This is a genomic window from Pseudomonas sp. H11T01 (assembly GCF_048515765.1).
GTDB lineage: Bacteria > Pseudomonadota > Gammaproteobacteria > Pseudomonadales > Pseudomonadaceae > Aquipseudomonas.
This window is the reverse complement of the sequence record NZ_JBLYED010000030.1, coordinates 30,549-43,496: the sequence shown is the minus strand read 5'-3', so window position 1 is coordinate 43,496 and position 12,948 is coordinate 30,549. Positions and strand designations below refer to the sequence as shown.

Below are 12,948 nucleotides of genomic sequence, written 5' to 3'. Positions count from 1 at the left end.
TCCGCTCTTGTGACGCAGAGCGTCACGGGCTGCATTCCCACGCGGGAGCGTGGGAACGATCGGTGTCAGAGAGGGATGCGCTCATCAATGAATAATCCAGCTCAACAGCCACAATCCCAGCAGTAACCAGATGATCCCCATGATGATCGAGGCGCTCATAAAGGCGCGGATCGCCGAGTACAACAGCATCAGGCCGACGATCAGTGCGAGGATGTTGATGATCGAGGTGTCCATGCCCAGCGTGCGGGAAAGCCCTTCGACAAAATTGCTGCCGGCGTGCGTCAGGATATTGAACAACCCACTGAGCCCATCGACGATAAACCGGATGACTGAACCGAGCGCCTGGCCGAGCCATTCGAAAAAGCTTTCTACCTGCATGTGTGCGTCCTGATGAAAGGGGTGGCTTGGGTGCCAGACCTGAGCCTTGGGCCATTATTTACGCTGGCGAGTTCCCTTAAAGCATAGAGGTTCGTGGGTTTGAGTTTTAGATTAGTTATGCAGCGCCGCTGGGTCAGAATCCTGCGAGGGTCGGTCATGACCTTGCTGCTTCTGATCGCGCTGCTCTGGCTCGCCGACCGCCTCTGGCCCTTGCCCTTGCCCAAGGACGATCTGGCGCGTGTGGTGCTGGCCGAAGACGGCACGCCGCTGTGGCGCTTTGCCGATGCCAATGGCGTTTGGCGATACCCGGTGGAGACCCATCAAGTTTCGCCGTATTACCTGGACGCATTGCTGACTTACGAGGATCGCTGGTTTTATCGGCACCCCGGTGTGAACCCCTTGGCGCTGGGGCGCGCCGCGTGGCAGAACCTTACCGGCGGGCGCGTGCTGTCGGGTGGTAGCACCTTGTCGATGCAGGTCGCGCGGCTGCTTGATCCGCACTCGCGCACGCTGTTTGGCAAGCTGCGGCAGCTCTGGCGCACTGCGCAGCTGGAATGGCACCTGTCCAAAGATCAGATCCTCAACCTGTACCTCAACCGCGCGCCGTTCGGTGGCACCCTGCAAGGTGTCGCGGCGGCCAGTTGGGCGTACCTGGGCAAATCACCCCAGCAATTGACCCACGCCGAAGCTGCGCTGCTGGCGGTTCTGCCCCAGGCGCCGAGCCGTTTGCGCCCGGACCGCCACCCGGCGCGGGCGCAAGTGGCGCGCGATAAAGTCTTGCGACGGTTGGCGCAGTTCCAGGTCTGGCCGCAATCAGCGGTGAATGAAGCGCTGGAAGAACCCTTGCTGCTGGCCCCGCGTCTGGAGCCAAGTCTCGCGCCGTTGCTGGCGCGGCGGCTGAACCGTCCGGACAGCCCGCCGTTGATCCGCACAACCCTCGATGCCACGTTGCAGCGACGCCTCGAAGACTTACTACTGGGCTGGCGTGCGCGCTTGCCGGAGCATACGTCTGCAGCGATTCTGGTGGTCGAAGAAGAGACCATGGCGGTACGCGCCTACCTCGGCTCGGTGGATATCAACGACACCCGACGCTTTGGTCATGTGGACATGGTCAGCGCCATGCGCTCGCCCGGTTCGACCCTCAAACCGTTCCTCTACGGCATGGCCATGGATGCCGGGTTGATTCATTCCGAATCACTGCTGCAGGACGTGCCGCGACGCTACGGTGACTATCGGCCGGGTAATTTTTCCATGGGTTTCAGCGGCGCAGTGTCGGCCAGCACCGCGCTCGCTACCTCGCTGAATCTGCCGGCGGTGCAGTTGCTCGAAGCCTACGGGCCGAAACGTTTTGCCGCCCAGATGCGCATCGGCGGTGTGCCGCTGACGCTGCCGCCCTTGGCCGAACCGAACCTAGCGTTGATTTTGGGCGGGGCCGGCAGTCGTCTGGAGGATCTGGTCAGTGGCTACAGCGCTTTCGCCCGTGGCGGCAAGAGCGCCAACATTCGTTTGCAGCCCGACGATGTGCTGCGTGAACGACCGATGCTATCGCCGGGCTCGGCGTGGATCGTGCGGCGGATTCTCAGCGGTCAGGCGCGACCGGATCGTGACCCGCGCGCCGAGCTGGTGCAGCGCCCGGTGTTGGCCTGGAAAACCGGTACCAGTTATGGCTTTCGCGATGCCTGGGCGATTGGCGTCGGCCCGCGTTACCTGATCGGCATCTGGATCGGTCGTCCAGACGGCACGCCGGTGCCGGGGCAGTTTGGCCTGGCCTCGGCAGCACCGCTGATGTTGCAAGTGCACGACGTGCTGATCAACCGCGACAGCCAGCGGGGAATCACTCCCCCGGTACAGCCGGTGCCGACGAACATTGGCGTGGCGGCGATCTGTTGGCCATTGGGCCAGCCGATGAGTCGTAGCGACCCCAATTGCCGTCGCCAGCGTTTCGCCTGGACCCTGGATGGCACCACACCGCCAACATTACAGGCCCTGGACCAACCGCTGGGCGTCGGCTTGTTGGAGAAAATTTGGGTCAACGCCAAGGGCCTGCGAGTCGACGCAAAATGCCCGGGTGCCATGGCCCGTGAGATTGCATTGTGGCCGGCGCCGTTGGAACCGTGGTTGCCGAGGGTGGAACGTCGGGAAGCGCGTTTGCCGGCCAACGACCCAGACTGCCCTGGGCCGATGCTGTCGGCCGCGTCGCCATTATCGATTGTCGGCGTGAGCGAAGGCGATCAACTGCGCCGCCCGGCCGCCAGCCAGGAACTGCTGCGCTTGAAACTCTCGGCCCTGGGCGGCAGCGGTCGGCGCTGGTGGTTCGTCAACGGCGCACCGTTGGGCGACAGCGCGAATCAGGACAGCATCAACGCGACCTTCGATCAGATCGGCCGCTACCAGCTCAGCGTGCTGGATGAAGGTGGGCAGACGGCACGGGTCGAGTTCAGCGTCGTTGATTAGACTGCTATCGCGAGCAGGCTCGCTCCCACAAGAGCGCTGCGGTACCTGTGGGAGCGGGCTTGCTCGCGATCTGTCGCGAAGCGACAGCAATGTTCGGTGCTTGCCTTCATTCGCCATCCACCCGAAGCTATACGCCTTCAGGAGAGCCCGATGAACCTTGACGAACTGACCAAACGCCTACACTCCATCCGCGACCGTAACGACTGGCGCCAATTCCATAGCCCGAAAAACCTGGCCATGGCCGCCAGTGTGGAAATGGCCGAGCTGGTGGAAATATTTCAGTGGCTCAGCGAGGACCAATCGCGGCAATTACCTGCCGACAAACTCGCCCATGCCGGTCAGGAAGTGGGTGACATCGTGCTTTATCTATTGCTGCTGTGCAGCGAGCTGGGGCTGGATATGGAACAGGTGGTGCGCAGCAAGCTGGCGGACAGCGAACGGAGGTTCAGCTAATGAGTGACCGTCATTTCGACCAGTTGGCGACCCGTTTCGCCGAGAAAATCTACGGTGGTGCCAAAGGGGCGATTCGTCTCGCGGTGCTCCAGGCCGATTTGGCCGAGACCCTGCCGGACCGACCGCTGCGCGTTTTGGACATCGGCGCTGGCCTTGGTCACATGTCGCTCTGGCTGGCCCAGCGCGGGCACCAGGTAACGCTGGCAGAGCCTGCCGAACCGATGCTCGAAGGCGCCCGCCAGCGTTTCGCCGAGGCCGGGCAAACCGCGACCTTTATTCAGGCACCGTGGCAGGATCTGCTCGGGCAGCTCACCGAACCTTACGACCTGGTGCTGTGCCATGCGGTGCTGGAATGGTTGGCCGAACCCCATGCAATTTTGCCGGTGCTGCATCAGCTGACGACCAAGGACGGCTGGCTATCGCTGGCGTTCTACAACCGCGATGCGTTGATTTATCGCAACTTGCTCAAGGGCCACTTCCGCAAGATGCGCAAGAACGACATGGCCGGTGAAAAGCAGAGCCTGACGCCGCAGCGGCCCCTTGATCCGCGGGAACTGGCGGCGCAACTTGAGGGCCTGTGGACGGTCGAAACTCAGAGCGGGGTGCGGGTTTTTCATGACTACATGCCGGTGGAATTCCAGGCCCGCGCCGAGATAGTGGACCTGCTGGAAATGGAGCTGGCCCACCGTCGTCACCCAAGCTTTATCGGACTTGGACGTTATTTACACTGGATCTGCCGTCCGGTTTAAGCGGCCCAGTCAGTGGAGAGTGAAATGAAACCGCGCGTTGGATTAGTCGTGTTGTGCCTTGTGCTGAGCGCTTGCCAGGGCAGCAATCCGTATGTCGCCAGCTCCAACCCGATTCCGCCGGCGCCACCCCAGGCGGCCAACACCTTCGACCGCAGCGCCTACCCGGCGCCGCAGCGAGACTACGGTCGCTACCGCAATTGGGCCTGGCTCAATGGTCGTTTGCCCACAGGCTCGGCCTGGGCCGACTCGGCGCAGATCGCCGAAGCGGTCAGCAATGGACTCGACCAGCGTGGCTTGCGCCCGCTGCATGACAATCGCCCGGCGGACCTGTGGGTCAGCGCCGATGTGCATCTGGAAAAACGCCTGCGTCAGGTACAGGATGACTATGGGTACGGCGGTTATGGCAATGGCTACGGCATGTACAACACGGTGCCCGTTGTTCGTACGTACGAGGTCAATGTGGTGGTCGTTCGAGTCGATTTGTTCGACGCCAGTAGCGGGCAGCCGGTGTGGAGCGCCAGTGCCGAAACCAGCAGCCAGGGCAGTCTGAGCGAGCGCTCCGATGCATTACGCGAAGCTGTGGGAAAGGCCATGTCGGCGTATCCTCCTAGTTAGCAACACGCCATCAGGTTCATGTCTTCGTCCGGAGAAAAATCATGTTCCGCCGTTTCGCTTTACTGGCTTTGGCTGCGCTGCTGAGTGCTTGCGCTTCCAACCAGGTCAACCACGACTTTGATGCCAGCCGCGACTTTGCCGCCTATCGTAGCTGGAGCTGGAAAGAACCCGCCCTGCAATACCGCCCCGATGATCCACGGATCAAAAGTGACCTGACCGAGCAGCGTATTCGCCAGGCAGTCAGCGAACAGCTGGATCAACGCGGCCTGCGTCCGGCGACTGCCGGCACCAAGGGCGACCTTAATGTGCAGACTTATCTGATCGTCGAAAATCGTCAGCAACAAGTAACCACCAGCTACGGTGGCAGTGCCTGGGGTGGCCCATGGAATGGCTATTGGGGCGGGCCGATGTACAACGAAACCCGTAACGTCAGCTACAAGGTCGCGACCATTCAGATCGACATGCTCGATGGCAAGGACGGCAAGCTGGTCTGGCGCGGCAGTGACGAGCAAATGCTTAGCAGCACACCGAACCCGGCAGACCGCAGCGCCGCTATACACGCGACTGTGGGCAGGATTTTGGCGAATTATCCGCCGCGGTAATCGAAATCCCGACAAAGATCGTCCGAACGCGGCCCGAATCTGCGGCCTCGTTCGGACGATCTTTTTTTACCTCCCACCGATACTCCGCCAGTCGTCTACCCTGACAAGTACTACGTCATGCCAGCATAGAATCATTCAGCCAAAAGGGACGCTTTTTACCTGATGCAGAGCTTTCTCCTATTTATTTGGTTGGCTGTCTGCGCAGTGCAGGATATTCAGCAACGCCAAATTGCCAACAGCTTGACCCTCGGTGCGACCGTCGTGGCCCTGGTGTATTTATTGTGGAACGGCGCAACCTGGCTCGGCTCCAGTTCGGAGCAGGGGGTTTGGGCGTTTTTCCTGGCGCTGGCTTTCACCTTGCCGGGCTACGCGATGGGGCGCCTGGTGGCTGACGATGTGAAACTGATGGCAGCATTGGGGCTGGCGACCGATAACATGCACCTGCTGGGAACCTTCATTGGCGCGGGCATCGCCAGTGTGGTCTGGCTGCTGATTGCTCCCAGACTCTGGCCGCTTATGAACAAAAAGCTTAAAGCCTATTTGCAATACTTCGACCCGAAAGAGTCGAAACAACAGCCCTTTGCACCGTTCATTTTGGTCGGCATGCTCCTGGCAGTTGCCTGGATACCCTAGAAACTCTGAGCTGCCAGCGTCAATGTCATGGCCACCGACCTGGCCTTCGACATCGGGCGACGTTCGCTTGCCCGCAAAGGCGGCCAGTCATTCAAAAGAGATCCAGCGTCTGACTAAAAGATCGCAGCCTGCGGCAGCTCCTGCATTGGGGGCATTGCCCTATAATGCGCGCGCCCTTTCCTCTGCTCCTCTGCTGGAGAACACTATGCCCGCCCCTGTCTGGTGGTTGCTTTGCCTGCCTTTTATTGCCGGTGCTTTTCTTCCGTTGCAGGCGGGGATCAATGGTCAATTGGCTAAACAGGTCTCCAGCGTTCTGGCGGCAGCATTGGTTTCGTTTTTTGTCGGGACTGTGGCGCTGCTGATTCTGGTCATGGTTCAACGTGAAGTTCCGACGTTGAGTGCATTGAAAAGCCTGACCTGGTGGCACTGGAGCGGCGGTCTGCTTGGCGCTTTCTTCATCACCACGGCCGCGTTTGCCGGGCCGCGAATCGGCGCCATGCTGTTCATGGCGCTAGTGCTGGCCGGTCAATTAGGCATGGCGCTGGCGCTGGACCATTTCGGCTGGGCCGGTTTTCGCGAAGCACCGATCAGTGTCGGAAAAGCCGCCGGGCTGGTGTTGATCCTGGCGGGCGTGTTCATGATCCGGCGTGGCTGAGTCGCGACCTCAGGCGATCGGTCGCCAACTACCGATCATATGTTCCAGATCCCCGGCTCCCATCAACCGAAAATCTCCACTTGAACCCGCCGCGCTGGTCAGCAGCGTCACCTCGCTGGGCAAGCGCACCGGTTTCTTGAACTCCACGGCAATGTCTACATTGGCCGTCGGCAGGTGTGTGCTCAGGGCTGCGAGGGTGCGAGCCTTGTTCCACAAACCATGGGCGATGGCCCGGGGGAAACCGAACAGTTTGGCGCTGACCGCACTCAGGTGAATCGGGTTGTAGTCGCCGGAAACCCTGGCGTACCGCCGGCCGATCTCGGTGGGAGCCCACCAGCGTGTCAGTTCGTTTAAGGCTACTGTCGGGTTTTGCGGTTCGGTAATGGGTTCGCCCGGCAACTTGACGCCTTTACACAGCATGCGGCTTTCGGCTTCCCACAGCGGGCCGAGCGGATCTTCGAGTGCAGTGATCAGGTCGAACACAACACCTTTGGCGTGAGGCTGCAGGTTCTTCATCTGGACACTGACTCGCACGCTGCCAACGCCGCCCATGGGCCGAAAAATCTGAATGCGATTGGCCAGATGAATCAACCCTAGCAGCGGGAAAGGAAAGTCCTTGGCGGTGAGCAGTTGCATCTGCAAGGCGAACGCCAGCACATGAGGATAGGTCGGCGGCAGCAAGCCGTTTTCGACAAAACCGCAGACTTTGCAATACGCCGCCAGCCGTTTGGGGTCGACATCGACCCAGCAACGCAGCCCGTCTTCGGGCAGCGTGGTGCCGGTGATCTTGCGCCGCGTGGCCGCCCGAACATACAACTCGGTCAGATGCGGGGCGCGGTTCAATGCGTGCCAGTCCACTGCCATGGTTATGCTCCCAATACGCTTTGCCCGCAGACGCGCAAGGCTTGCCCGGTGACTGCGCCACTACCTGGCTGACTGAGCCAGGCCACCGCTTCGGCGACGTCCTGAGGCAAGCCGCCCTGGCCCAGAGAACTCATGCGTCGCCCGACTTCGCGCAGGGCGAAGGGAATGTGCGCCGTCATCTGGGTTTCGATAAAGCCTGGCGCCACCGCGTTGATGCTGATGCCGCGTTCATGCATCAGCGGCGCCCAGGCCTGAGCGAGGCCAATCAGCCCGGCCTTGCTCGCGGCATAGTTGGTTTGCCCGCGGTTGCCGGCAATGCCGCTGATGGAGGCCAACAGAATGACTCGACCGTTGTCGCGCAGAGTGCCGCTGTCCAGTAACGCCTTGGTCAGCACTTGTGGCGCATTGAGATTGACCGCGAGCACCGCGTCCCAGAATTCCGGGGTCATGTTGGCCAGGGTCTTGTCGCGGGTAATCCCGGCGTTGTGCACCACGATATCGATGCCTTCGGTCAAGTTTTCGATCAACTGCGCGGCGGCGTCTTCGGCACAAATATCCAGCGCGATACTGCGCCCGCCCAAGCGTGCGGCGAGGGCATCGAGATCAGCTTTGGCGGGCGGCACGTCGAGCAAAATGACGTCGGCGCCATCACGGGCCAGGGTCTCTGCGATGGCTGCACCAATGCCGCGTGCAGCACCGGTGACCAAGGCTTTACGCCCGGCCAGCGGGCGGCTCCAGTCCTGAACCTGGGTGTCGCAGGCGTTCAGGCGCAGCACTTGCCCGGACACGTAAGCGCTTTTTGGCGAGAGGAAAAACCGCAACGCACCTTCGAGCTGCTCTTCGGCGCCTTCGCCCACATACAACAACTGCAAGGTGCCGCCGTTGCGCAGTTCTTTGGCCAGCGATCGACTGAAACCTTCCAGCGCCCGCTGGGTACTGGCCGCGAAGGGATCGCTGAGGCTTTCCGGTGCGCGCCCGAGAATCACCACGTGAGGGCTGTGATCAAGGTTTCTCAGCAGCGGCTGGAAGAATTCGCGCAGTTGCTTGAGTTGATCGGTCTGGACGATGGCGCTGGCATCGAACACCACGGCCTTGAGCTTGGGGCCGTGGCCGGGAATCCAGGCGGGCGCCACCAGAGGTTCTGGGCCGTAGCTGTAAACCGCATCGGTGAGGCGGTTGGCCAGATCGCTGACGTTCTGTGCCAGTGGCCCGCCGCCAATCAGCAGCGCACCTTCGATGGGCCGCAGGCGCCCGGCCTCCCACCGCTCCAGACGTACCGGTGACGGCAGGCCAAGGGCTGCGACCAGGCGGTGGCCGATGGCCGAGTTGGCGAAGTCGATATAGCGGTCAGACATGGAACGCTCTCCAGCAGCTGGGGTTCAAACTGTGGACCATTGATGGTCATCAGTCGTTCGATCGACGAGATACGGCCTACGCTTGTGGGTTGTACCACTCACAGAATAGGGAGCTTTTCATGACTCAGCTGCGCCGCGTTGCAATTATCGGCGGTAACCGCATCCCCTTCGCTCGCTCCAACGGTCCTTATGCCACCGCGAGCAACCAGGCGATGCTGACGGCAGCGCTCGAAGGGCTGATCGAACGCTATAACCTGCACGGTCTGCGCATGGGTGAAGTGGTTGCCGGCGCGGTGCTCAAGCATTCGCGCGATTTCAACCTGACCCGCGAATGCGTGCTCGGCTCGCGGCTGTCACCGACCACCTCGGCCTACGACATTCAACAAGCCTGCGGAACCGGCCTTGAAGCGGCGCTGCTGGTGGCGAACAAAATTGCTCTGGGCCAGATCGAGTGCGGCATCGCTGGCGGCGTCGATACCACGTCCGATGCACCGATCGGTGTGAATGAAGGGCTGCGCAAGATTCTATTGGAGGTCAATCGCAGCAAGACCACTGCCGAAAAGCTGAATGCCCTGTTGCAACTTCGCCCTCATCATCTGAAACCCGAACTGCCGCGCAACGGCGAACCGCGCACTGGGCTGTCCATGGGCGAGCATTGCGAGTTGATGGCACAGACCTGGAACATCCCCCGCGCCGAGCAGGATCAGCTGGCGCTGGAGAGTCATCAGAAAATGGCCGCCGCCTACGCTGAAGGTTGGCAGAACGACTTGATGACGCCATTCCTCGGCCTGACCCGCGACAACAACCTGCGCCCCGACCTGACTCTGGAAAAACTCGCGTCGCTGAAACCTGCGTTTGAACGCAGTGAAAAAGGCACGTTGACCGCGGGCAACTCGACGCCGCTGACCGATGGTGCGTCACTGGTGTTGCTGGGCAGTGAGGCGTGGGCGAAGGAGCGCGGGTTGCCGATTCTGGCTTATCTGCGTGACGGCGAAGCGGCGGCGGTGGATTTTGTCAAAGGTGCGGAAGGCCTGTTGATGGCGCCGGTGTATGCGGTGCCGCGCTTGCTGGCGCGCAACGGTCTGACGCTGCAGGACTTCGATTACTACGAAATCCATGAAGCCTTCGCCGCACAAGTGCTGTGCACCCTCAAGGCCTGGGAAGATCCAGAATATTGCAAAACCCGCCTCGGCCTGGACGCGCCGCTGGGCTCAATCGACCGCAGCCGGCTCAACGTCAAAGGCAGCTCGTTGGCCGCCGGGCATCCATTTGCGGCTACGGGTGGGCGGATCGTCGCTAACCTGGCCAAGCTGCTCGATGCGGCGGGGCAGGGCCGAGGTTTGATCTCGATCTGCGCCGCCGGTGGTCAGGGTGTCACGGCGATTATTGAGCGCTGATCGCAGCGCGCTGTTGCTGCTCGGCGATCAACCGATTGCGGTTGGCGTAACTTTCGGCCATCACCGAGCAGACGATCAACTGCAACGGGTGATAGATCATGATCGGCAGCAGGATCAGCCCCAGCCCCGGGTTGGTGCCGAAGATCAGCGCGGCCATCGGAGCACCGGCGGCCAGAGACTTTTTGCTGGAACAGAACACTGCGGCAATTTCGTCGGCCGGGCTAAACTTCAAGGCGCGGGCGGTACGGGTGGTCATCCAGAGGATGATTGCCAGCAGGATTGCGCTGCCGACCAAGGCACTGAGAATCACTGAGTTGCCCTGCTGCTGCCACATGCCGGAAACCATCGAGTTACAGAAGGCGGCGTAGACCAGCAACAGAATCACCAGCTTGTCGACGATATTGGTGTAGCGCTTGTGCCGAGCGAAAAACTTGCCGAACAGCGGCCGCAGTAACTGGCCGAGCACCAGCGGCAGCAGCAACATCGCGCAGAGGTCCAGCAGGGTTGAACCCAGGTCAATCCCGCCCGCGCCACTTCCCACTACAAAACTCACCAACAACGGCGTGATGAAAATCCCCAGCACGCTGGACAGACTGGCATTGAGAATCGCTGCGGGGACGTTGCCACCGGCGCTGCCGGTCAAGGCCACAGAGGACGAGATGGTCGAGGGCAGGGCGCACAAATATAAGAAGCCGAGCATCAACAACGACGGGACATGGGACCCCAACAGTTTGTCGCTCAACAGCCAGATCAGTGGAAACACCACGAAGGTGAAGCACTGCACCATGACGTGCAGGCGCCAGTTCTTCAGGCCATGGCTGATTTGTTCGCTGGACAGATTAACCCCGTGCAGAAAGAACACCAGAAACACACCTATGTTGATCACCCATTCGGCATGCATCGATCCGCCCGAAGCGCCAAAGCGTGGAAACAGGTACGACAGCAAGGTCGCCACCAGCATGCCGCACAAGAACCAGTCGGTGACCACGCGTTTGAGGTGTTTGAAGGCATGCATATCTGGCACCGCCAAGATTGTAAGAATTGATGACTTAGCCTAACGTCGGTGTAATCAGCCGTCTTGCGACATAAGGCCAATCAATGCCGACTAACGGACAACGTGGACTCGAACGGCAAATTCCCGCCCTCACGGCATTGCCACGTCCGCTGTATGCCCGTGCTGAAAGCCTCAGCGCCGGCTCCTGGACGCCGCCTCACCGCCACGACTGGGTGCAGTTTTCCTACGCGATCAGCGGTGTACTCGGTGTGCACACCGCCGAAGGCAGCTTTTTTGCGCCGCCCCAGTGGGGGATCTGGATTCCGGCTGATCTGGAGCATCAAGTGGTGACTTCCATGCGCGCGGAAATGCGCAGCCTCTATGTGCGTCGCGAGGATTGCGCATGGGCGCCTGAGCGTTGCCGGGTGCTGGAAGTGACGTCGCTGGCGCGGGAATTGATCAAGAGTTTTTGCCAGTTGCCGGTGGATTATCCACAGGGCAACAGCAGCGAAGCGCGCCTGGTGCAGGTGCTGATGGACCAGTTGGCAAGCTTGCCGGAGGTTGGATTTTCTTTGCCGCTGCCGCGCCATCCACGCTTGCTGGGGCTGTGTAACGAGCTGATCGCCAGCCCCGAGCAAAGCGTCACCTTGCACGAATGGGCGGAGCGCCTGGGGACGTCGGAGAAAACCCTGATGCGTTTGTTTCAGCGTGAGACGGGATTGAGTTTTCGTGGCTGGCGTCAGCGCATGCGCTTGTTGTCATCGCTTAGCACCTTGGAGGAGGGCGACAGCGTGACCACTGCCGCGCTGTCTTGTGGTTATGACTCAACCTCGGCGTTTATTGCGGCGTTCAAGGGGTTGTTCGGGTTTACCCCGGGGGAGTTGTTCAAACAATGACACCGCCTTCGCGGGCAAGCCTCGCTCCCACAGGTGATAGGCGATCCATGTGGGAGCGAGGCTTGCCCGCGATCGGCCGCGTAGCGGTCGTAAAACCGATGGACGCGGTGTATCTGAAAAAACGCGGTCGCTGATTTTAGGACCGCTTCGCAGTCCAGCGGGGTAAGCCCCCTCGCCACAAGTGTTCAGCTCGCTTACGTGCGGAACCTTCTCACCAAAACATCCAGCTCATTGGACAACCCCGCCAGGCTCTGGGAATCGAGCCGCGCCGAGTTGGCCAGTTCTGCCACCAACTGCGCATCACCATGGATCTGGCTGATGTGGCGATTGATGTCTTCAGCGACCTGATGCTGTTCTTCCGCCGCGGTGGCGATCTGGGTGTTCATGTCGCGGATCACGTCCACCGACTCACGGATCTGCCCGAAGCTGCTGCGCGCCAGACCAATGCGGCTGACCGACTGTTGCGACACTTCGAGGCTGGCGTGCATTTGCTGCGTGACCTGACTGGTGCGCTTGGCCAGATTGCCGAGCAGGCCGTCGATTTCCGCTGTGGAGTCGGCGGTACGTTTGGCCAGGGCTCGCACTTCATCGGCCACCACCGCAAAACCACGACCTTGTTCGCCTGCACGGGCGGCTTCGATGGCGGCGTTCAACGCCAACAGGTTGGTTTGCTCGGCGATGGAGCGGATGGTGCCGAGAATCGACTGGATGTCATTGCTGTCACGCTCCAGTTGCTGCATCGACTGCGCTGACTGCTCGATCTCCTGGCTCAACTGATCGACGCTGCTGACCGCGTCATCGATCTGCTGCTGGCCTTCGCGGGCCTGGCGCTGGCCGCTGTCGGCCGACTCGGCGGCCTGGCTGCAGGAGCGCGCGACTTCGTTGGCAGTGGCGACCATTTCG

At 61.1% G+C, this 12,948-nt stretch carries 13 protein-coding genes and 1 pseudogene; 9 read left to right on the top strand and 5 right to left on the bottom strand.

From position 1 onward, the window contains the following. Nucleotides 1-84: 84 nt before the first annotated feature. Nucleotides 85-378, bottom strand: coding sequence for a hypothetical protein (locus tag ACN1C3_RS28165; protein ID WP_419119005.1), 294 nt, complete (start codon nucleotides 376-378; stop codon nucleotides 85-87). Between the two features lie 117 nt (nucleotides 379-495). Here ACN1C3_RS28165 and pbpC point away from each other — a divergent pair, with 117 nt between their 5' ends. From pbpC to ACN1C3_RS28130, 7 genes are all read left to right on the top strand, one after another. Beyond that, nucleotides 496-2,832: a peptidoglycan glycosyltransferase PbpC gene (gene pbpC / locus ACN1C3_RS28160; protein ID WP_419119004.1), complete on the top strand. Its 2,337-nt coding sequence runs from the start codon at nucleotides 496-498 to the stop codon at nucleotides 2,830-2,832. A gap of 150 nt (nucleotides 2,833-2,982) precedes the next feature. Further along, nucleotides 2,983-3,285, top strand: a complete 303-nt coding sequence (locus ACN1C3_RS28155; protein WP_419119003.1) for a MazG-like family protein — start codon at nucleotides 2,983-2,985, stop codon at nucleotides 3,283-3,285. Further along, nucleotides 3,285-4,034 carry a methyltransferase domain-containing protein gene (locus tag ACN1C3_RS28150; protein ID WP_419119002.1) on the top strand — a complete coding sequence of 250 codons (750 nt, stop codon included), beginning with the start codon at nucleotides 3,285-3,287 and terminating at the stop codon, nucleotides 4,032-4,034. The genes ACN1C3_RS28155 and ACN1C3_RS28150 overlap by 1 nt, the downstream gene beginning before the upstream one ends. 24 nt (nucleotides 4,035-4,058) lie before the next feature. Further along, a complete protein-coding gene (locus tag ACN1C3_RS28145; RefSeq protein ID WP_419119001.1) occupies nucleotides 4,059-4,649 on the top strand; it encodes a DUF4136 domain-containing protein in 591 nt (196 codons plus the stop codon). Nucleotides 4,650-4,690: 41 nt separating this feature from the next. Further along, nucleotides 4,691-5,251: a DUF4136 domain-containing protein gene (locus tag ACN1C3_RS28140; protein ID WP_419119000.1), complete on the top strand. Its 561-nt coding sequence runs from the start codon at nucleotides 4,691-4,693 to the stop codon at nucleotides 5,249-5,251. Nucleotides 5,252-5,413: 162 nt separating this feature from the next. After that, a complete protein-coding gene (locus tag ACN1C3_RS28135; protein WP_419118999.1) occupies nucleotides 5,414-5,884 on the top strand; it encodes a prepilin peptidase in 471 nt (156 codons plus the stop codon). Nucleotides 5,885-6,089: 205 nt separating this feature from the next. Then, the gene (locus ACN1C3_RS28130; protein ID WP_419118998.1) at nucleotides 6,090-6,539 is read left to right on the top strand and encodes a DMT family transporter; all 450 of its coding nucleotides are present in this window, start codon (nucleotides 6,090-6,092) and stop codon (nucleotides 6,537-6,539) included. A 9-nt stretch (nucleotides 6,540-6,548) separates the two neighbouring features. Here ACN1C3_RS28130 and ACN1C3_RS28125 read toward each other — a convergent pair whose 3' ends face one another. Together ACN1C3_RS28125 and ACN1C3_RS28120 are read right to left on the bottom strand one after the other, a co-directional pair. After that, the gene (locus tag ACN1C3_RS28125; protein ID WP_419118997.1) at nucleotides 6,549-7,403 is read right to left on the bottom strand and encodes a MaoC/PaaZ C-terminal domain-containing protein; all 855 of its coding nucleotides are present in this window, start codon (nucleotides 7,401-7,403) and stop codon (nucleotides 6,549-6,551) included. A 2-nt stretch (nucleotides 7,404-7,405) separates the two neighbouring features. Then, nucleotides 7,406-8,758, bottom strand: a complete 1,353-nt coding sequence (locus ACN1C3_RS28120) for a 3-oxoacyl-ACP reductase (protein WP_419118996.1) — start codon at nucleotides 8,756-8,758, stop codon at nucleotides 7,406-7,408. Nucleotides 8,759-8,877: 119 nt separating this feature from the next. On the opposite strand from ACN1C3_RS28120, the gene ACN1C3_RS28115 reads away from it, so the two are divergent. Then, on the top strand, nucleotides 8,878-10,155 hold the full coding sequence (locus ACN1C3_RS28115) for an acetyl-CoA C-acetyltransferase (protein WP_419118995.1): 1,278 nt from the start codon (nucleotides 8,878-8,880) through the stop codon (nucleotides 10,153-10,155). Here the strand turns inward: ACN1C3_RS28115 and ACN1C3_RS28110 are convergent. Next, nucleotides 10,142-11,170, bottom strand: coding sequence for a bile acid:sodium symporter family protein (locus ACN1C3_RS28110; RefSeq protein ID WP_419118994.1), 1,029 nt, complete (start codon nucleotides 11,168-11,170; stop codon nucleotides 10,142-10,144). The genes ACN1C3_RS28115 and ACN1C3_RS28110 overlap by 14 nt on opposite strands. Nucleotides 11,171-11,253: 83 nt before the next feature. Between ACN1C3_RS28110 and ACN1C3_RS28105 the strand changes: the two genes are divergently transcribed. Beyond that, nucleotides 11,254-12,045, top strand: coding sequence for an AraC family transcriptional regulator (locus ACN1C3_RS28105; RefSeq protein WP_419118993.1), 792 nt, complete (start codon nucleotides 11,254-11,256; stop codon nucleotides 12,043-12,045). Between the two features lie 194 nt (nucleotides 12,046-12,239). On the opposite strand, the pseudogene ACN1C3_RS28100 reads toward ACN1C3_RS28105, so the two are convergent. Further along, nucleotides 12,240-12,836, bottom strand: a pseudogene (locus ACN1C3_RS28100) (methyl-accepting chemotaxis protein); the annotation flags it as partial. Nucleotides 12,837-12,948 lie beyond the last annotated feature (112 nt).